Here is a 19,463-nt window from a genome sequence, read left to right on the forward strand (position 1 = left end):
TTTGACACATACAGGGATGCTGATGACCTCCGAATCCCCCAGTTCCATATCCGGGGCGAGACGCGTGGCCCGAGTCGCGGCCGCTGCCGGTCTGGTGGCCGCACTGGCCGCCTCCGGTGCCGCCCCGGTCTTCGCCGCCGACGACCCGGCCACCGCCCCCGTAAAGGCAGCCGCCGACAGCGACAAGCTCGGTGCGGCCGACGCCGATCTTCTGACCAAGGCGCAGGCCAAGGGCGAGAAGAACGTCACCATGATGGTCGCCACCACCCCCGGTGCGACCGAGCAGGTCACCGAGAAGTTGGACGCCGTCAAGGGGTCCGTGGTGGAACGCACGTACGACAAGCTCGGCTACGTCCGCGCGACCGTACCGACCGCGACCGCCGAGGCGACCATCAAGGCTGCCTCGAAGCTGACATCCGTCCAGGGCATCGATCTCAAGCAGGAGATCATGCTCGACGACCCGACGCCCTCGGGCGACCGGGCCGCAGGGGCGGAGACGGCGTCCACGGGCACCTACCCGGCGCCCAGCAGCAAAACGCCGGCGAAGAACCCGTACAACCCGTCCTTCGAGACGGGTGCGGTCGACTTCGTGAAGGAGCACCCGAAGGCCGACGGCCGCGGCGTGACCATCGGCATCCTGGACTCGGGTGTCGACCTCGGTCACCCGGCGCTCCAGAAGACCACCACCGGCGAGCGCAAGATCGTCGACTGGGTGACGGCCACCGACCCGGTCAGGGACGGCGACGGTACCTGGCTGAAGATGGCGGACGCCGTGTCCGGCCCGACGTTCACCTACGAGGGCCGTACCTACTCGGCGCCCGAGGGCTCGTACAAGATCAAGGTGTTCGCCGAGTCCGCCACCCGCGGCGGCGACATGGCGGGTGACCTCAACCGTGACGGTGACACCACCGACACGTGGGCCGTGCTCTACGACCCGGTCGCCGGCACCGTCCGCGTCGACCTGAACAACGACGCGGACTTCTCGAACGACGCCGTCATGAAGCCGTACAAGGAGAAGCACCAGGTCTCCTACTTCGGCACGGACGACCCGCGGACCGAGGTCGTCGAGCGCATCCCGTTCGTCGTCGAGACCCGCAAGAACGTGGTCTACAACGCGGCCGGCAACACGTCCGACTACGTCAACATCGGTGTCATCGAGAGCGAGCACGGCACCCACGTCGCCGGCATCACCGCCGCCAACGGGCTGTTCGGCGGCAAGATGAACGGCGCCGCGCCCGGCGCGAAGATCGTCTCCTCGCGCGCCTGCACGTGGTCCGGCGGCTGCACCAACATCGCGCTCATGGAGGGCATGACCGACCTCGTCGTGAACCGCGGTGTCGATGTCGTCAACATGTCGATCGGTGGCCTGCCGCCGCTCAACGACGGCAGCAACGCCCGCGCGGTGCTGTACAAGCGGCTCATCGACACGTACGGCGTCCAGCTGGTCATCTCGGCCGGCAACGACGGCCCGGGCGTGAACACCATCGGTGACCCCGGCCTCGCCGACCACGTCATCTCCGTCGGCGCGTCCGTCTCCAAGGAGACCTGGGCCGCCAACTACGGCTCGAACGTCACCAAGAAGTACGACATGATGCCGTTCTCCTCGCGCGGTCCGCGTGAGGACGGCGGCTTCACGCCGACCCTGAGCGCGCCCGGCGCCTCCATCAACTCCACCCAGACCTGGCTGCCCGGTGGCCCGGTCAAGGAGGCGGGCTACTCGCTCCCGGCCGGATACTCCATGCTGCAGGGCACCTCGATGGCCTCGCCGCAGGCCGCCGGTGCGACCGCGCTGCTGCTGTCCGCCGCGAAGCAGAAGCACATCGAGCTGCCCCCGGCCGACCTGCGCACCGCGCTGACCAGCAGCGCCACGCACATCGAGGGTGTGCCCGCGCACGCCCAGGGTGCCGGTCTGATCAACATCGTCGACGCCTGGGAGCTGATCGCGAAGCAGGGCGCCCCGGCGCACGAGTACTCCGTGAAGGCCCCGGTCGACACGGCGATCGACTTCGCGCTGAAGACCCCCGGCTTCGGTACCGGCCTGTACGACCGCGAGGGCGGCCTCAAGGCCGGCCAGACGAAGTCGTACGACGTCACGGTCACCCGCACCACGGGCCCGGACAAGGCCGTCGCGCACAAGCTGTCCTGGAAGAACAACGACGGCACCTTCACCCTGACCGGCAGCAGCACCGTCTCCCTGCCGCTGGGCAAGCCGGTGACCGTCAAGGTCCAGGCGAAGCCGGGCAGCGCGGGCGTGCACAGCGCGATCCTGCAGGTCGATGACGCGAAGACCTCCGGTGTGGACCAGCAGATCCTCGCCACGGTCGTCGTCGCCAAGGACCTGGTGAAGCCCGCCTACGCGTTCACGGCGTCCGGCTCGGTGCAGCGCAACGGCACCACGTCGTACTTCGTGAACGTGCCGGAGGGCGCCAAGACCCTTGAGGTCGCGATGAGCGCCCTGCGTTCGGGCAGCCAGACCCGGTTCATCTCCATCCACCCGTACGGGGTGCAGATGGAGAACAGCGGAACGCCGTTCTGCTACCCGAACTACGACAACCCGGCCAACACCTGCCGCCCCGACGTGCGCTCGTACGCCGACCCGCAGCCCGGTGTCTGGGAGATCGAGGTCGAGTCACGGCGTACGTCGCCGCTGCTGGACAACCCGTTCAAGCTCGACGTCTCCCTGCTCGGCGCCTCCTTCGACCCGGCCGTGCAGACGCTGCCGGAGGCGAAGATCGGCACGCCGACCGCGGTGAACTGGACCGTCACCAACAGTGCGGGCGACCTGGAGGGCAAGCTCAAGGGCGGCTCGCTTGGCTCGGCCAAGGTCACCACCCCGTCGATCAAGACGGGCGACGAGCAGGTCACCACGGTCACCATCGGTGCGGGCGTCGAGAAGCTGGACGTCGCCATCGGCGGCACCTCGGACGCCAACGCCGACCTGGACCTGTACGTCCTCGACGCGGCCGGCAACGAGGTCGGCGCCTCCACGAGCGCGGGCTCGGAAGAGGCGGTCAGCGTGGCGAAGCCCGCCGCGGGTACGTACACGGTCATCGTCGACGGGTACTCGGTCCCGGCCGGGACCACCACGTACAACTACCGCGACGTGTACTACGCCCCGTCGCTCGGCACGCTCAAGGTGGACGAGTCGAAGGCCGTGAACCTGGCCAACGGCGCCTCGGCGCAGGTCGGCGCCGAGGTCGTGGTCGCCGGTGCGGCTCCCGAGGGACGTCAGTTCTTCGGCGAGGTCCAGCTGGTGAACAGCCGCGGCACCGCTGCGGGCACCGGTAGCGTCGTGATCGAGAAGGTCACGCCGTAACGGTTGCTGTGCGGTGATACCGAGAGAGGGCGGGCGCCCGCGGGGGCGCCCGCCCTTTCCCGTTCCCCCAGCGCGCTCAGCCGCGGCCCGGTCCGCCCCCGTGAAACCTGGAGCGTGTTTCCCCGGTGACGCAGGGGCACCGCGAAACGTTCGATTCCCGCCCGCTGTCCGCCTGCCGGACAATGGATTGGACAAGGAAGCCGTGGACATACGCATCATGGAACGGCAACCGCGCCAGTTCGTACGTTTGAAGGAGTCCCTGTGAAGGTCGGAATCGTCGGCGCCACCGGTCAGGTCGGCACAGTCATGCGCAGGATCCTGGCCGAGCGGAAGTTCCCGACCGACGAGCTGAGGCTCTTCGCCTCCGCGCGCTCCGCAGGTTCCACGATCGAGTGGGAAGGCCAGGAGATCACCGTCGAGGACGCCTCCACCGCGGACTACACGGGTCTGGACATCGTCCTGTTCTCCGCCGGCGGCGCGACCTCGAAGGCGCTCGCCGAGAAGGTCGCCTCCCAGGGCGCCGTCGTGATCGACAACTCCTCCGCATGGCGCAAGGACCCCGAGGTCCCGCTGGTCGTCTCCGAGGTCAACGCGCACGCGATCAAGAACCGCCCCAAGGGCATCATCGCGAACCCGAACTGCACCACGATGGCCGCCATGCCCGTGCTGCGCCCGCTGCACGCCGACGCCGGGCTCGACGCACTGGTCGTCACCAGCTACCAGGCGGTCTCCGGCTCCGGTCTGGCCGGCGTCGCCGAGCTGCACGGGCAGGCGTCCAAGGTGATCGCCGACGCCGACAAGCTCACCCACGACGGCGGCGCCGTCGAGTTCCCCGAGCCGACCGTCTACAAGCGGCCGATCGCCTTCAACGTGCTGCCGCTGGCCGGCTCGATCGTCGACGACGGCTCGTTCGAGACCGACGAGGAGCAGAAGCTCCGCAACGAATCCCGCAAGATCCTGGAGATCCCGGAGCTCAAGGTGTCCGGCACCTGCGTCCGGGTCCCGGTCTTCTCCGGCCACTCCCTCCAGATCAACGCCCGCTTCGCCCGCCCGATCAGCGTCGAGCGCGCCTACGAGCTGCTGAACGACGCCGAGGGCGTCGAGCTCTCGGAGATCCCGACCCCGCTCCAGGCGGCCGGCCAGGACGTGTCGTACGTGGGCCGCATCCGGGCCGACGAGACCGTGGAGAACGGTCTGGCGCTCTTCGTCTCCGGCGACAACCTGCGCAAGGGCGCGGCGCTGAACGCGGTACAGATCGCGGAGCTCGTCGCGGCGGAGCTGAACGGCTGACGCGTCGCACGGAAGAAGGTATCGGCGGGCGCCCGGTCGGGTGCCCGCCGATACCTTTACCGCCCCTCCCCTTCAGCCCTGCGGCCTGCGGACCTCGAAGTGGAAGCAGCCGTACTCCACGGCCCTGACGTGCACCAGCGCCACCTCCGGGTCGGCGAACGCCTCCGCGAACGCCTCGTCGAAGCCGCGCGACGCGTCGGCGGGGATCTCCAGCAGACGGCCGCCGACGATGTGGCCGTCCGCGTTGTAGCGGCGGACCGTGCGCAAAGCGCCGACCCGGGCGAACGGATAGCGGTCCCCGCCCGCCGCCGGGCCCTCGCACTCCTCGGCGTGGATGTAGACGGGGCCCTGCTCGTCGTACGCCCCGGGCCTGGCCCAGGTCGCGGCCGCCCAGCGGCGCAGCGGCGCGTACGAGACGAGGGCGATCCGCTCCCCCGGCTCGACACCCCGCAGACAGCAGCGCAGCGGGCTGCCGCCTTCCCGCTCGGTGTACGGGACGCAGGGACGGCCCGCGTCGTCGGTGTCGCGGAGCTCCTTGAGAACAGCAGGTTCGATGGGACGTGCCTCGTAGCCGGTCATGGTTCGAGCGTCGCGCGTGACACCGCCGGTGTCCGGCGGAAAACGGACATAGCGTTGCGTGCGCTCCGCGTGGAAGGATGGCTGGGAAACATCACAAATCAAGGAGATGACCGGGTGCCTGGCACGAATCTGACCCGCGAAGAGGCACAGGAGCGGGCGCGCCTGCTGACCGTGGACGCGTACGAGATCGATCTCGACCTCTCCGGCGCACAGGAGGGCGGCACCTACCGGTCCGTCACCACAGTGCGCTTCGACTCCGCCGAAGCCGGTGCGGAGACCTTCATCGACCTGGTCGCCCCGGCCGTGCACGAGGTCGAGCTGAACGGCAAGGCCCTCGACGTCGCCGCCGTCTTCCGCGACTCGCGGATCGCACTGCCGCACCTGCACGCGGGCTCCAACGTGCTGCGGGTCGTCGCGGACTGCGCGTACACCAACACCGGCGAGGGCCTGCACCGCTTCGTCGACCCGGTCGACCAGCAGGCGTACCTGTACACGCAGTTCGAGGTGCCGGACGCCCGCCGGGTGTTCGCGAGCTTCGAGCAGCCCGACCTGAAGGCGACCTTCCAGTTCACCGTGAAGGCGCCGACGGGCTGGACGGTCATCTCGAACTCCCCCACCCCGGAGCCCAAGGACGACGTCTGGGTCTTCGAGCCGACGCCGCGCATCTCGACGTACATCACGGCCCTGATCGTCGGCCCGTACCACGCGGTGCACAGCAGCTACGAGAAGGACGGCCAGTCCGTTCCGCTCGGCATCTACTGCCGTCCCTCGCTCGCCGAGTTCCTCGACGCCGACGCGATCTTCGACGTCACGCGGCAGGGCTTCGACTGGTTCCAGGAGAAGTTCGACTACGACTACCCGTTCGCCAAGTACGACCAGCTGTTCGTGCCGGAGTTCAACGCGGGCGCGATGGAGAACGCGGGCGCGGTCACCATCCGCGACCAGTACGTGTTCCGCTCGAAGGTGACGGACGCGGCGTACGAGCGGCGTGCGGAGACCATCCTGCACGAGCTGGCGCACATGTGGTTCGGCGACCTCGTCACCATGGAGTGGTGGAACGACCTGTGGCTGAACGAGTCGTTCGCCACGTACACCTCGGTCGCGTGCCAGGCGTACGCGGAGGGCTCGAAGTGGCCGAACTCCTGGACCACGTTCGCCAACTCCGAGAAGACCTGGGCCTACCGCCAGGACCAGCTGCCGTCCACGCACCCGATCATGGCGGACATCCGTGACCTGGACGACGTGCTGGTCAACTTCGACGGGATCACGTACGCCAAGGGCGCCTCGGTCCTGAAGCAGCTGGTGGCGTACGTCGGCATGGACGAGTTCTTCAAGGGCGTCCAGGCGTACTTCAAGGCGCACGCGTTCGGCAACACCCGGCTGTCCGATCTGCTGGGCGCGCTGGAGGAGACCTCCGGCCGTGACCTGAAGACCTGGTCGAAGGCGTGGCTGGAGACGGCGGGCATCAACATCCTGCGTCCGGAGATCACCACCGACGAGAACGGTCACGTCACCTCGTTCACCGTCCTGCAGGAGGCCCCGGCGCTGCCCGCCGGCGCCAAGGGCGAGCCGACGCTGCGCCCGCACCGGATCGCGATCGGCTGCTACGACCTCGACGAGGCCGGAAAGCTGGTCCGCACGAACCGGATCGAGCTGGACGTCGACGGCGAGCGCACCACCGTCCCGTACCCGGCGAACACCGCCCGTCCGGCGGTCATCCTCCTCAACGACGACGACCTGTCGTACGCGAAGGTCCGCCTCGACGAGGAGTCCCTGCGGGTCGTCACCGAGCACCTCGGCGACTTCACCGAGTCTCTGCCGCGCGCCCTGTGCTGGGCCTCCGCCTGGGACATGACCCGTGACGGCGAACTGGCCACGCGCGACTACCTTTCGCTCGTCCTGTCCGGCATCGGCAAGGAGTCGGACATCGGCGTCGTCCAGTCGCTGCACCGGCAGGTGAAGCTGGCCCTGGACCTGTACGCGGCGCCGGAGTCCCGCGAGGCGGCACTGGCGCACTGGACGGAGGCGACGCTCGCCCACCTGCGCGCCGCTGAGCCCGGCAGCGACCACCAGCTCGCCTGGGCCCACGCACTCGCGGCAACGGCCCGCAACCCGCAGCAGCTCGACCTGCTCCAGGCGCTGCTCAACGGCACGGAGACGGTCGAGGGCCTCGCCGTCGACACCGAGCTGCGCTGGGCATTCGTCGAGCGACTTGCCGCGGTCGGCCTGCTCGACGAGGACGAGATCGCCGCCGAGTACGAGCGCGACAAGACGGCCGCCGGCGAACGCCACGCGGCCACCGCCCGCGCGGGCCGCCCCACGGCCGAGGCGAAGGCGGAGGCGTGGGCCTCGGTCGTCGAGTCGGACAAGCTCCCGAACGCCGTCCAGGAGGCGGTCATCGGCGGCTTCGTCCAGACCGACCAGCGCGAGCTGCTGGCCCCGTACGCCGAGAAGTTCTTCGCGGCGGTGAAGGACGTCTGGGACTCGCGCAGCCATGAGATGGCCCAGCAGATCGCCGTCGGCCTCTACCCGTCCCTCCAGGTCTCGCAGGAGACCCTGGACGCAACGGACGCCTGGCTGGACTCGGCAAAGCCGAGCGCGGCACTGCACCGGCTGATCTCCGAGTCGCGGGCAGGCGTGGAGCGCGCGCTGAAGGCCCAGGCGGCGGACGCGGCAGCGGCTACCGCGTAGCAGTAACAGCAGCAGCTGAGCAGTGGGGGCGCTTCCTTCGGGGAGCGCCCCCCTTTGCGTGCCTCTTCCGTGTCCCCCAGGAGGCATTCGGCCAGTGAGGGGGGCTCACACTATGGGCGCCGACGCACCGCGCTCAGAGGCCGCGTTCGTCACACGCGAGTGGTGTGCTGGTCCAGGATGGCCCGCAGTCGGTCGAGGTCTCCGGCCTCATGCACACCCCGCTTGGGCAGGACACTGAGCCACATGATGTTGGGGTCCCGGCTGAGCAGGACGAAGTGGCCGGCCGTCTCCCGATAGCCCTGGAAGACGGACCACTTCTGGACCAACGTGCTGTGGTCGCTGCGGCAGGTGATCCCGGCCGGAGACACGGTGACGCGGTACTCGCCCTGCCATCCGGTGATCCGCTGCACGTTCGCGGCCTGTAGCCGCGGGTATCCCCACACCACCAGGACGACGAACAGGACCAGAACGGTCGAGACCACGTCGATGCTCCCGCGGCCCACGGCGGAGAGCAGCCACTGCCCTATCCACAGTGCGAGGAACACGCCCTTCAGCAGCAGCCCGGTCCGCTTGATCCGCTCGCGGACCCGCAGGCCGACCAGGGTGTCGGCCTTCTGGGGCAGATACACCAGCTGGACCGCGGTCTGTTCGTCCACGACGTCCGCGGAGGTTTCCGCGCCGCTGTCGGTGTCTTCGGCGCTGCGGCCCTCGGCCATGTGTCCTCCCCGGTACGACGACCTGCGGATCCTACCCAACCTCAGTGCTGGGGCGGACGGCCGCCGTGGCGGGGAAGGTGGCGGTCGAGTATGCCGCGCAGCCGGTCGGTGTCGTCCCTGCCCATGGCGCGCTTCGGCAGATAGTGCACGACGAGCAGGTACGGCGGGGGCGTCAGCAGGACGAATCCGGCGGAGGTCTCCACGTACCCGCCGAGGCTCCGCCAGCCCCGGCGCGTCTCCATGTGCGTGCCCGCGAAGCGCACAGCGTCGTCGGAGTCGGCGACGGTCACGGTCCAGGGCCCCAGCGGGGTGCCCATCCTGGCATGCCGCGCGGCCAGGACGCCCGTCCTGGCAACGAGGCCGAACAGGCTGATGAGGAAGGCGATTCCCGCGGCCAGGACGCTGTCGGCGAGCAGCCACACCGCCACTGCGAAGAGCACCGGCGAGAGCAGCCCTTGCAGCCGGCCCTTGATCCCCCGTACCCGCCCGCGTGCGTGGAACGCGTCGGACCAGTCCGGCTGCCCCAGCTCGTATCTCAGCTCGACAACGGCACCCGCCGCTGTGCTCCGCCTCTCTGTCACGACCCCTCCCGATGCTGCTCGGTGACGAGCCGTGATCGTAGCGGGCGGGCCACCCCCGGCCCAGGTCGAGGACCGTCAGCCCCTACGACACCGCGAGTTCGACCTCAGTGGGCGGCCCCGCAGAGTTGAGTGCCCTGGATGAAAACCGCCCGGCGGACGGGCGCCGCTGCGCAGCCGTTCGCCGGGCGGGAGTGGTGGGGCGTCGGGTCGTCAGGTGCGGACGGGCGGCGTGAAGCCCGCCCGGCGGCCCCGGACCGGGGTCCGGGGGCGGGCCCCCGTGAGTGGTTACGCGCCCGACTCCTCGTAGCGGGCGGCCAGTTCGGCAGCGCCCGATTCCGTGAGCGTGCCGTGCAGGCGCATGCGGGCCACACCGCCGTCCGGGAAGGCGTCGAGGCGGACGTGGGTGACCACAGCCTGGGCGCGGAGGGGGAAGCGGTGGAGGGTGTCGGGCTGGAGCTCGGTGCGGGGGATGATGTCGAACCATTCACCCGTCTCGCCGTTGCGGCCCTGGAGGGCGATCCAGCCGGCCGCGTTGCCCTTGAGGTAGGCCGTGTCGATCTCGACCGCGCGGACCGCGCCCTGGGCGACCAGGCGGAAGCGGACCCAGTCGTTCGTGTCGCGTACGCGGCGGCGGCGGTTCTCCCAGCCGTCGTCCATCTTGCGGGAGGTGCCGGGCAGGATGATCTGGGTCGGTGAGGAGTAGAAGCGGTCCGAGGCGTCCTCGTACGCACCGCCGTTGAGCACCGCGATCAGATCGATCGTGCCGAGGGTCGCCAGCCACGTGGGGTCGGGGAGGACCTCGCCATGGACGCGGAGTCGGGCTATGCCCCCGTCGGGGTGCTGGCAGAGGCGGATGTGGGTGTAGCGGCGGCCGCCGGTGATCTCGAACCCGTTGGCGGCGTGGCCGCGTACGGGGGTCGGCGGGACGATCTCCTCCCATTTCACGTCGTCGGCGAGGAGTTCGGAGGGGCTGGGTGATCCCTCGACCGACGTCGCCTGGATCGAGACGCGCTGCGGGTAGTTGCCGCGGAAGTGGGCGGTGTCGACGACGATGCCGCGGATGATGCCGGGGGCGCCGAGGCGGACGAGGGCCCAGTCGTGGTCCTCGGGCGCGGGGAAGGGGTGTGCGGCGTCGATGCCGCGGCGGCGGCGGGTCTCCCAGCCGTCCATGATCTTGCCCTTGTGCCCGAAGTGCTCGGGGTCGAACACGGCGCGCTCGCGGATCAGCAGGTTCTCGCGCTCGGCGAAGAACTCGTCGTTCGCGGCGATCACACCCGCACCGAGACGGCGGTCGGCGAGGTCCACCAGATCGGTGAAGGGGAAGTCGCCGGTCCGGTAGTCGGCGTAGGGGTCGCCTCCGCCGTACGGGGCCGCATCGTTGGCGTGGGGGTCGTTGTCCGTGGCCGTGGTCTCGCTCGCGTCGAAGGTCATGTGGGTAACTGTCGCGCCGAATGAACCATCAGGTCCATCGAAAGTTTTCGCACAATTCATTCAGGTCAGCTGAATGTTTCCGCGCGGGCCGTGCTGACCTGTTCGAGCGCGGCCAGGACCCGGGCCACCGCCGGGCCCTCCTCCGCCCCCTGCCGTACCGCCGCCACCACATGGCGCCTGGGCAGGTCCGCCTCCAGAACGCGCATCACCACACCCTTGCGGCGTTCCGCCGATGCCATCCGCGGGATCAGGGCGACACCCATGTGCGCCTCGACCATGGCGAGGATCGCGGTCCACCCGGAGGCGCTGTGCGCCTGCTCCGGCACGAACCCGGCCGCCTCGCACGCGGCCGTGGTGATCTCCGACCAGGGGCCCGAGCCGCCGAAGATCCACGGTTCGGCGGCGAGGTCGGCCAGCCGGAGCCCCGGGGCGTCCGCGAGCCGGTGACCGGTGGGGAGGGCGACGTCGAGCGGGTCGGTCAGCAGGGGGAGGAGGGTGAAGCGGGGGTCGTGGGCGGTCGGTGCGTGCGCGGCGAGGGAGAGCGCGAGGTCGACGTCGCCGGCCGACAGGAGTTCGTACGCCTCCGCGGCCTCCGCCTCCCGAACCCGTACGGACGGTCCCGGCCGGTCGTCGGCGCGCAGGAGCCGGACCGCCGGCACGACGAGGGCAGCCACTGCGGTCGAGAAGGCGCCGACCCGCACCTCCCCCGCCTCGCCCCGCAGGTAGCCGGTCAACTCGGCTTCGGCACGTTCCAGTTGGGCGAAGACCGCTTCGGCGTGGCGCAGTACGAGATGTGCGGCATCGGTGAGCCGGACGCGTCGGCCCTGCGCTTCCAGCAGGGGTACGCCGAGCTGCTTGGCCAGGTTGGAGAGCTGCTGGGACACCGCGGAGGGGGTCATCAGCAGCGCCTCGGCCGTCGCCGTGACGGTCCCGCGCTCGCTCAGCGTGCGCAGAATCCGGAGCTTCTTGATGTCCCACTCGGTCATGTCCGCACATTATCCGCCGCCGCGGGCCCGGCCCGGCCGGCCCCCAGCGCCACTCCGCCGATGATCAGCACCAGGCAGAGGAGCTCCACCGGCCCCGTGGACTCGCCCAGCAGGACGGCCGAGAGCCCGGCCACGCAGACCGGCTGCAGGTAGTACACGACCCCGGTCCGCGCCGCGCCGATCAGGGCGACGGCCTTGTTCCAGGCGAAGAAGGCGACCGCGGAGGAGAGGACGCCGACGTACAGGAGCGGTCCGACGGTGGCGGTCGTCGGTTCGAAACCGCCCTGGACGGCGGCGCTGACGGCGAAGGCGGGCGCCAGCATCAGTGCACCGAGCACAAAGGTGGCGAAGAGGAAGGCCGGTCCGCCGATCTCCGTGGGGCGGCGGCGCAGCAGCGCGCTGTACGAGGCGAAGCTGAGCATCGCGGCGAACATCCACAGATCGCCGGGCGCGAAGTCCGTGGCCAGGGACCCGCCGCCGACCAGCAGCAGAACTCCGGTGCAGGCGACGGCCATTCCGACGGTACGGCGCGCCCCGAGCCGGCGGCCGCCGAGGCGTTCGTACACCGCCATCACCACGGGCGACGCTGCCATGATCATGCCCATCTGGCCGGCCGATGTGGACAGGCCCGCCTGGTTGACCAGGGTGTTGTAGACGGTGACGCCGAGCAGTGCGGCAAGGGCGACGAACCCCAGGTGGCGGCGGATGAGGGTGCGTTGCCGCCAGGTCTGCCGAATCGCGAACGGCGCGACCGCGACGACGGCGACGATCCAGCGCCAGAAGGCGGCCTGTACCGGCGGGACGGAGTCGTGGAGGGCGCGGGACGCGACGAAGGATCCGGACCAGACGACGGTCGCCGCGGCGGCGAGCAGGAGACCGGCCGCCGAGTCCCTCCGCGCCGTCTGCGCGTCGGTGGCCCCACTGCTGCGGATGCGGCCCAGGACTGCCATGGGATACCCCTTGCCCCTCTCCCCCACCGGGGGATGCGTCGGTCGCACGGCTACCGTCACATCGAGGAGCGTTCAGGTCCATCGAATAATTCAGTTGGATTCATGTAGTGAAACTTAATTATGAGGAAGAGTTCCCTCCGCCGGAACGCGCAACAGGGCGCCCCGACGTGCCTTACGCACGTCGGGGCGCCCTGGGGCAGCGCTGATGGGGCTACGCAGTTCCGGCGCTGCGCAACCGGAGGGTCAGGCCTGCTTCTTGGACTTGTCCAGGAGCATGACCAGGCCCGCGATGATCACGAACAGAGCGATGGGGGCCACGACGTAGAGGCCGATCGTGTCGATCACGCTCAGGCCGGGGCCCGGGTCGTCACCGTCGTCACGGGTCAGCGCAAGCGCGGGGGACGACATGAGCAGCATCATCAGCGTCGTACCGGCCGCCACGGCGCCGGCGCGCATTGCGTTCTTCTTGTCCACGGTGCAAACGTAGCGAACGCCTAGGAGCGGCGCGCGCCCGGGGGTGCCGTACGGGAACATGGGCGACCGTTCTCGGGGTCGAGGACCTCCATCAGGCGGTGCAGACGAGGGGACGCGGTGAGCTCCTCCAGGGTGACCGGGTGGCCCTCCGCGTCGGCGATGGGCAGCCGCCAGTTGGGGTACTGGTCCCAGGTGCCCGGAAGGTTCTGCGGGCGGCGGTCCCCGACCGTGTCCGGGAGCCAGATGCCGGCCATGCGGGCGGGAGTGCGCAGCAGGAAGCGGTGGACGGCCCGGACCGCGCCCTCCTCGTCGCCCCCGCCCTCCGGGAACAGTCCGAGTCGGGCGAGCAGGGCGAGCCACTCGGCGGTGTCGGTGGCGTCCTCGGTCCGTTCCTGCTCCAGGGTGCGGGTGAGAAGGCCGAGGCGGTGGCGGAGCGTCACATGGTCGCCGGTCAGCCGGGCGGCGGTGGACGGCAGGTCGTGGGTGGTGGCGGTCGCCAGGCATCCCTCACGCCAGTCCTGCGGGGGCAGCGGGCGGCCGGTGCCCGCCCAGTCGCGCTCGAACCAGAGCACCGACGTGCCGAGCACTCCGCGCCGGGCGAGCGCTTCGCGTACGCCGGGTTCGACCGTGCCGAGATCCTCCCCTATGACGACCGCACCGGCCAGGTGCGCCTCCAGGGCGAGGACAGCGAGCATCGCCTCGGCGTCATGACTGACGTAGGTGCCCTCGGTCGGCGGTTTTCCCTCGGGAACCCACCAGAGCCGGAACAGGCCCATGACGTGGTCGATGCGGAGCGCGCCCGCGTGGGCGAGGAGACCGCGGAGCAGTCCGCGGTACGGGGCGTAGCCGGACGCGGCGAGGACGTCGGGTCGCCACGGGGGCAGCCCCCAGTCCTGGCCGCGCGCGTTGAACGCGTCCGGGGGCGCGCCGACCGACATGCCGTGCGCGAAGGCGTCCTGCTGCGCCCAGGCGTCGGCGCCGCCGGGGTGCACGCCGACGGCGAGGTCGTGGACGATACCGACCGCCATCCCGGCGTCCCGCGCGGCGCTCTGGGCGGCGCCGAGCTGGGTGTCGGTCAGCCAGGCGAGCCGGCAGTGGAAGTCGAGCCGGTCGAGGAGCTCGCCGCGGGCGCGGGCGGTCTGCGGGGAGCGGGGGTCGCGCAGCGCGGGCGGCCAGGCGTGCCAGTCGGACCCGTGCACCTCGGCGAGGGCGCACCACAGGGCGTGGTCCTCCAGGGCCTGCCCCTGCTCGGCGAGGAAGTCGCAGTAGGCCGCGCGGCGGCCGGGGGTCAGTGGGACCTCCGCCACGAGTGCGAGAGCCTGGCGCTTGAGCTCCCAGACGGCGTCCCGGTCGATCAGGGCGCCCTTGTCCAGGACCGCTTCGCTGAGGGCTTCGGCGCTCTGCCGCAGGTCGTCGAGGGCGGCCCGGTCCCGCACGTGCCCGTACTCCGGGATCGACTCGATGTGCAGATGGACGGGGTCGGGGAAGCGGCGCGAGGAGGGGCGGTACGGGGACGGGTCGGTGGGTCTGCCCGGTACAGCGGCGTGCAACGGGTTGACCTGGACGAACCCGGCGCCGAGGGTCCGGCCCGACCAGGCGGCGAGATCGGCGAGGTCGCCGAGGTCGCCCATGCCCCAGGAGCGGCCGGAGAGCAGGGAGTAGAGCTGAACGAGGAAGCCATGGCTGCGCCGGGGCGGTTGGGGCACCCGGGCGGGGGCGACGATCAGAGTGGTGGTGGCGGACCGGCCGTGCTGGGTGCGCACGGTCAACCGGTGGACGCCGAGCGGGGGTTCGGCCCACCAGGCCGGGGTGGCGGCACTCACCGCGGAAACGGCCGGATCCGGCTGTCCGCCCGGCACCCTCATCCGTGGCGGCCGGGGCGATCCGGCCGCCCCCTCGGGCTCGATGTCCAGTGTTGTGCCGGGGCGCAGTGCGGTCAGGGCGGGCGGCAGGGGCTCCCCGGTCCACACCACGAGCGTCGGCGGGAGCAGCCGGGAGGCGGCCTCCGACTCGGCGGCGGCGAGTGATTCCCGTACCGCTTCGGGCGTGGCGGCGTCCACGCCCAGGGCGGCGAGCACGGTGATCACCGTGTCGTCGGGGACGGTCACCGTGACATCGGCGGACGGGGAGTAGGAGGTGGCGACACCGTGCAGTGCGGCGAGCCGGGACAGGCCCATTCAGACTCCTGGGGACTCCGTGCCCCCCGCGGTGCCGGGGGCGGTCGGCTCGCTGGTCAGGGGGGCGACGACGGCGAGCGGCGGCTCGCTCGTCAAGGGGGTGGCTGCGGCGAGCGGCGGCTCGCTCGTGAGGGGAACGGCCGCGACGAGCGACGGCTCGCTGGTGAGGGGTACGGCGTCGGCGTACGCGGGTTCGCCGGTGAGCGGGCCGGGACCCGGTACCTGTTTGGACAGGGCGGAGAGCAGGAGCTGCGCGGCAGCGGGCATGGCGGCCTCCTGGCCGTGGACAAGTGGACACAGCAGGCCTACCCAGCGAGCGCGACCGCAGACATAGGCACTACAACAACGACTCCAACGTGCCCTGGGTCACATTCCGTTCCTCAGGGGCCGATCACCCGTAAACCCTCCGCCGTTTTCGGCCATTCGGCGCCGTCTCTGCTGCGGTCCGCCGATCACTGACCACACCTCACCCCACCCGTCACATCGGGCAAACAGGGCACAACGGCCACACGCATTGACACCCTCGCGCCCGGGTGGTGGGCTCGGAGCCCATCGATGGGAGCGAGGGATCACGGCATGCAGCTCAGGCGCAGAAAGCAGGCGGCGGCCGTCGCGGCCGCCGTGCTCGGCGGACTGCTCTCCACCGGCTCCCCGGCCGCCTTCGCCGCACCCTCGGACCCCGGCTCTCCGGCCGTTTCGACACCCGACCGTACGGACGACGGCGCGCTGCCCACCGTGTGGCCGCGCCCACAGACCATCAAGGCGTCCGGAGCCGCCGTACCCCTCTCCACCGAGGTGACCCTCCTCGCAGGTGCGCACACCGATCCGTACGCCCTCGACGCGGCCCGGCAGGTGCTGCGCGACGCGGGCGTACGAACCGTGCACGAGGCGCTGCCGGGCCGCGGGCCGGTCATCCGGCTCGGCGACGACGCCCAGGACGCCCTGCGGGCCCTGCGCGCCCCGCAGCCCGCCGATCTGCCGTCCGGCGGCTACCGGATCGCGGTCGGCACGGTCGCGGGCCGCCCCACCGTCGCCCTGGACGGACTCGGCGACGACGGCCTCTTCCACGCCGTGCAGACGCTGCGTCAGCTGATCCGGAACGGAAGCGTCGCCGGGGTCGTCGTGCGGGACTGGCCGGGCACCGCCGTACGCGGCATGACCGAGGGGTTCTACGGCCGGCCGTGGACGCGCGCGGAGCGGCTCGCACAGATCGACTTCATGGGGCGGACAAAGCAGAACCGGTACCTCTACGCGGCGGGCGACGACCCGTACCGGCAGGCCCGCTGGCGCGATCCGTACCCCGCCGAGCGGCGCGCCGACTTCCGGGCACTGGCCGAACGGGCCCGCGCCCAGCATGTGACGCTCGGCTGGGCGGTCTCCCCCGGCCAGACCATGTGCCTGTCGTCGGACAGCGATGTGAAGGCGCTGACGCGGAAGATCGACGCCATGTGGGCGCTCGGCGTGCGCGTCTTCCAGCTGCAGTTCCAGGACGTCAGTTACAGCGAATGGCACTGCGACGACGACCCGGACACCTTCGGCAGCGGGCCCGAGGCGGCGGCCAGGGCCCAGGCGCGGGTCGCGAGCAAGGTGGCGCAGCATCTCGCGGACCGGTACCCGGATGCGGAGCCGCTGTCGGTGATGCCGACGGAGTTCTACCAGGACGGGGTCACCGACTACCGCGCGGCTCTCGCGAAGGAGCTGGACGACCGGGTGCAGATCGCCTGGACCGGCGTCGGGGTCGTGCCGAGGACCATCACCGGCGGGGAACTGGCCGGTGCGCGCGCCACGTTCCGGCATCCGCTCGTCACGATGGACAACTATCCGGTCAACGACTACGCACAGGACCGTATCTTCCTCGGTCCCTACACCGGCCGGGACCCGGCGGTCGCGATCGGCTCGGCGGCGCTGCTCGCCAACGCGATGGAGCAGCCGTCCGCGTCCCGCATCCCGCTGTTCACCGCCGCCGACTTCGCCTGGAACCCGAAGGGTTACCGGGCGCAGGAGTCCTGGCAGGCGGCCATGGACGATCTGGCGGGCGGCGACGCCCGCACCCGCGACGCGCTGCGGGCGCTGGCCGGGAACAGCGCGACGTCCGTACTGGGCGGCGACGAGTCGGCTTATCTGCAGCCGTTGCTCACCGCGTTCTGGAACTCCCGTACGACGGCGGACGCCACGGCGCGGGACGATGCGGCACGCGAACTGCGGGCCGCTTTCACCGTGATGCGGGAGGCCCCGCAGCGGCTGAAGGGCCCGGCGGACGGGCGACTCGACGACGAAGTGCGGCCCTGGACGGAGCAGTTGGCCCGGTATGGGCGGGCGGGTGAGCTCGCCGTCGATCTGCTGCAGGCCCAGGCGCGCGGCGACGGCGCGGCCGCGTGGAAGGCGTCGCTGGCCCTGGAGCCGCTGCGCACAGCGGCCAGGGCGAGCGGGGCGACGGTCGGCAAGGGGGTGCTCGGCCCCTTCCTGGACCGGGTGCGCAAGGAAGCCGACGCCTGGACCGGCGCGGACCGCTCCGCCGGCACGGTGACCACGGCCCCGGGCAGCCACACGGTCCGGCTGAACCGGGCCCGCCCGGTGGAGGCGGTGACCGCGATGACCGTACCCGGCAGCGGAGCCGCGGCGGACGCGCGGCTCGAGGCCCATGTGCCGGGCGAGGGCTGGCGCCGCCTCGGCCGGCTGTCGACGACCGGCTGGACCCAGACGGCGGCCAAGGGCCTGCGGGCCGACGCGATCCGGATCAGCTGGGCCACGGGTGCCGCCGTGACCGCCCCCGGCGTGAGCGCGGGCACGCTGCCACCGGCGGTCTCCGGTACCGCCCCCGAAGCCCCGCAGGTACGCGCCCTCGTGCCGTGGTTCGGTGACGAGCCCGTGGCCAGACTCGATCTCGTACGCGGCGAGACGGACGCCGAGATCGGTGGCCGGCCGCAGCGGGTCGCGGCGCGACTCGCCGCCCGCCGCCCCGCCGAGGTGCGCGGCGCGCTCAGCGTGAAGGCGCCCCGGGGCATCAAGGTGAGCATCCCGAAGCAGACGACGGTGCCGCGCGGGTCACGTACCGACGTCCCCGTGGAGATCACCGTCCCGGCGGACACCCCCGCCGGTGAGTACGAGGTGCCGATCAGCTTCGGCGGCGAGGAGAGCACCCTCACCGTGCGGGCCTACCCGCGGACCGCCGGGCCCGATCTGGCACGTACGGCCACCGCCTCGTCGTCCGGCGACGAGACCCCGGACTTCCCGGCGGACGCCGCTTCGGACGGCGACCCGGCCACCCGCTGGTCGTCCCCGGCCGAGGACGGCGCCTGGTGGCAGGCGGAACTGGCGGAGCCCGCCAGGATCGGGCAGGTGGTGCTGCGGTGGCAGGACGCGTACGCCTCCCGCTACCGCATACAGGTCTCCGCGGACGGCCGCACCTGGCGCACGGCGGCGACCGTCCGGGACGGCAAGGGCGGACGCGAGTCCGTTCGCATGGACGCGAAGGACACCCGCTTCCTCAGGGTCCAGGGCGACACCCGCGGTACCGAGTTCGGCTACTCGCTCTGGTCGGTGGAGGCGTACGCCGTCGAGGACAGCCCTTAGAGGAGCTCACAAAATGGGCGCCTCCGAGGACTGCCCCGGGGACGACAAAGGCCCGGGTCCTCAGGCTGAGATGCCATCGATCCGGGCCATCGCGTCGTCCGCGCCGAAGGGTTGCAAGTACGGCAGCCAGCGCGGGTCCCGGTGCCCCGTCCCGATGATCCGCCAGGCGAGTCCCGTCGGCGGGGCGGGCTGCTGGTGCAGCCGCCAGCCGAGCTCCGGCAGATGCCGGTCGGCCTTGACGTGGTTGCAGCGGCGGCAGGCCGCCACCACGTTGTCCCAGGCGTGCTGTCCGCCTCGGCTGCGGGGAATGACATGGTCGACGCTGGTCGCGGCGGCGCCGCAGTACATGCAGCGCCCGCCGTCCCTGGCGAAGAGCGCACGGCGGGTCAGTGGAACGGGCCCCCGGTAGGGAACCCGTACGAACCGCTTCAGGCGGACGACGCTCGGGGCTGGGATGGCGCGGGTGGCGCTGTGCATGAGGGCGCCTGACTCCTCAAGGCAGATGGCCTTGTTCTCCAGGACGAGGACGAGCGCGCGGCGGAGCGGTACGACGCCGAGCGGCTCGTACGACGCGTTGAGAACCAGGACATGCGGCACGGTGGATGCCTCCTTGTACGCCGGCGGCGCGTGGCTCGCGCCGGGACGATCCGATCTCAGTCTCTCCTCATGCCTGGTCAATCCGCCACCACGTGCGGGTAA

Annotated in this window: 14 protein-coding genes; 4 read left to right on the forward strand and 10 right to left on the reverse strand. The window is 71.3% G+C overall.

The genetic code is table 11. The features are described from left to right. Window positions 1–16 precede the first annotated feature (16 nt). Both ACFU8W_RS11345 and ACFU8W_RS11350 read left to right on the forward strand, forming a co-directional pair. Entirely contained in the window at window positions 17–3,316 is a 3,300-nt protein-coding gene (locus tag ACFU8W_RS11345; RefSeq protein WP_384034818.1) for a S8 family serine peptidase, read from the forward strand. A 261-nt stretch (window positions 3,317–3,577) separates the two neighbouring features. Further along, the gene (locus tag ACFU8W_RS11350; protein ID WP_384034821.1) at window positions 3,578–4,606 is read left to right on the forward strand and encodes an aspartate-semialdehyde dehydrogenase; all 1,029 of its coding nucleotides are present in this window, start codon (window positions 3,578–3,580) and stop codon (window positions 4,604–4,606) included. A 72-nt stretch (window positions 4,607–4,678) separates the two neighbouring features. Here the strand turns inward: ACFU8W_RS11350 and ACFU8W_RS11355 are convergent, their stop codons facing one another. Next, window positions 4,679–5,185: a DUF1203 domain-containing protein gene (locus tag ACFU8W_RS11355; RefSeq protein ID WP_384034824.1), complete on the reverse strand. Its 507-nt coding sequence runs from the start codon at window positions 5,183–5,185 to the stop codon at window positions 4,679–4,681. 114 nt (window positions 5,186–5,299) lie between these two features. Between ACFU8W_RS11355 and pepN the strand changes: the two genes are divergently transcribed. Continuing rightward, entirely contained in the window at window positions 5,300–7,876 is a 2,577-nt protein-coding gene (gene pepN / locus ACFU8W_RS11360; RefSeq protein ID WP_384034827.1) for an aminopeptidase N, read from the forward strand. Window positions 7,877–8,025: 149 nt separating this feature from the next. Here pepN and ACFU8W_RS11365 read toward each other — a convergent pair whose 3' ends face one another. The 8 genes from ACFU8W_RS11365 to ACFU8W_RS11400 all read right to left on the reverse strand — a co-directional run bounded on the left by ACFU8W_RS11365 (window position 8,026) and on the right by ACFU8W_RS11400 (window position 15,458). Further along, window positions 8,026–8,592, reverse strand: a complete 567-nt coding sequence (locus ACFU8W_RS11365; RefSeq protein WP_384034829.1) for a YcxB family protein — start codon at window positions 8,590–8,592, stop codon at window positions 8,026–8,028. A gap of 41 nt (window positions 8,593–8,633) precedes the next feature. Next, window positions 8,634–9,173: a YcxB family protein gene (locus tag ACFU8W_RS11370; RefSeq protein WP_384034832.1), complete on the reverse strand. Its 540-nt coding sequence runs from the start codon at window positions 9,171–9,173 to the stop codon at window positions 8,634–8,636. Between the two features lie 285 nt (window positions 9,174–9,458). Beyond that, window positions 9,459–10,604 (reverse strand): allantoicase, encoded by a 1,146-nt coding sequence (gene alc / locus ACFU8W_RS11375; protein ID WP_345518218.1) that lies wholly within the window; start codon window positions 10,602–10,604, stop codon window positions 9,459–9,461. Between the two features lie 65 nt (window positions 10,605–10,669). After that, entirely contained in the window at window positions 10,670–11,590 is a 921-nt protein-coding gene (locus ACFU8W_RS11380; protein WP_384034835.1) for a LysR substrate-binding domain-containing protein, read from the reverse strand. Further along, window positions 11,587–12,540 carry a DMT family transporter gene (locus ACFU8W_RS11385; RefSeq protein ID WP_384034838.1) on the reverse strand — a complete coding sequence of 318 codons (954 nt, stop codon included), beginning with the start codon at window positions 12,538–12,540 and terminating at the stop codon, window positions 11,587–11,589. Before ACFU8W_RS11385 ends, ACFU8W_RS11380 begins: the two co-directional genes overlap by 4 nt. 243 nt (window positions 12,541–12,783) lie before the next feature. Next, the gene (locus ACFU8W_RS11390) at window positions 12,784–13,014 is read right to left on the reverse strand and encodes a hypothetical protein (protein WP_345518214.1); all 231 of its coding nucleotides are present in this window, start codon (window positions 13,012–13,014) and stop codon (window positions 12,784–12,786) included. A 20-nt stretch (window positions 13,015–13,034) separates the two neighbouring features. Next, window positions 13,035–15,191, reverse strand: a complete 2,157-nt coding sequence (malQ, locus tag ACFU8W_RS11395; protein ID WP_384034841.1) for a 4-alpha-glucanotransferase — start codon at window positions 15,189–15,191, stop codon at window positions 13,035–13,037. Continuing rightward, window positions 15,192–15,458 carry a hypothetical protein gene (locus ACFU8W_RS11400; protein WP_345518212.1) on the reverse strand — a complete coding sequence of 89 codons (267 nt, stop codon included), beginning with the start codon at window positions 15,456–15,458 and terminating at the stop codon, window positions 15,192–15,194. Between the two features lie 309 nt (window positions 15,459–15,767). Between ACFU8W_RS11400 and ACFU8W_RS11405 the strand changes: the two genes are divergently transcribed. After that, window positions 15,768–18,764, forward strand: a complete 2,997-nt coding sequence (locus tag ACFU8W_RS11405; RefSeq protein ID WP_384034844.1) for a beta-N-acetylglucosaminidase domain-containing protein — start codon at window positions 15,768–15,770, stop codon at window positions 18,762–18,764. 60 nt (window positions 18,765–18,824) lie between these two features. Here ACFU8W_RS11405 and ACFU8W_RS11410 read toward each other — a convergent pair whose 3' ends face one another. After that, the gene (locus ACFU8W_RS11410) at window positions 18,825–19,361 is read right to left on the reverse strand and encodes an HNH endonuclease (RefSeq protein WP_037698282.1); all 537 of its coding nucleotides are present in this window, start codon (window positions 19,359–19,361) and stop codon (window positions 18,825–18,827) included. Window positions 19,362–19,463 lie beyond the last annotated feature (102 nt).

Origin of the sequence: Streptomyces sp. NPDC057565 (assembly GCF_042801455.1) — a bacterium.
Lineage (GTDB): Bacteria > Actinomycetota > Actinomycetes > Streptomycetales > Streptomycetaceae > Streptomyces > Streptomyces yanii.

Coding starts and splice junctions, on each gene's coding strand:
- alc (WP_345518218.1), bottom strand. CDS start 10,604: ATGACCTTCGACGCGAGCGAGACCACGGCCACGGACAACGACCCCCAC.
- ACFU8W_RS11400 (WP_345518212.1), bottom strand. CDS start 15,458: ATGCCCGCTGCCGCGCAGCTCCTGCTCTCCGCCCTGTCCAAACAGGTA.
- ACFU8W_RS11380 (WP_384034835.1), bottom strand. CDS start 11,590: ATGACCGAGTGGGACATCAAGAAGCTCCGGATTCTGCGCACGCTGAGC.
- malQ (WP_384034841.1), bottom strand. CDS start 15,191: ATGGGCCTGTCCCGGCTCGCCGCACTGCACGGTGTCGCCACCTCCTAC.
- ACFU8W_RS11355 (WP_384034824.1), bottom strand. CDS start 5,185: ATGACCGGCTACGAGGCACGTCCCATCGAACCTGCTGTTCTCAAGGAG.
- ACFU8W_RS11345 (WP_384034818.1), top strand. CDS start 17: ATGCTGATGACCTCCGAATCCCCCAGTTCCATATCCGGGGCGAGACGC.
- ACFU8W_RS11385 (WP_384034838.1), bottom strand. CDS start 12,540: ATGGCAGTCCTGGGCCGCATCCGCAGCAGTGGGGCCACCGACGCGCAG.
- ACFU8W_RS11405 (WP_384034844.1), top strand. CDS start 15,768: ATGCAGCTCAGGCGCAGAAAGCAGGCGGCGGCCGTCGCGGCCGCCGTG.
- ACFU8W_RS11365 (WP_384034829.1), bottom strand. CDS start 8,592: ATGGCCGAGGGCCGCAGCGCCGAAGACACCGACAGCGGCGCGGAAACC.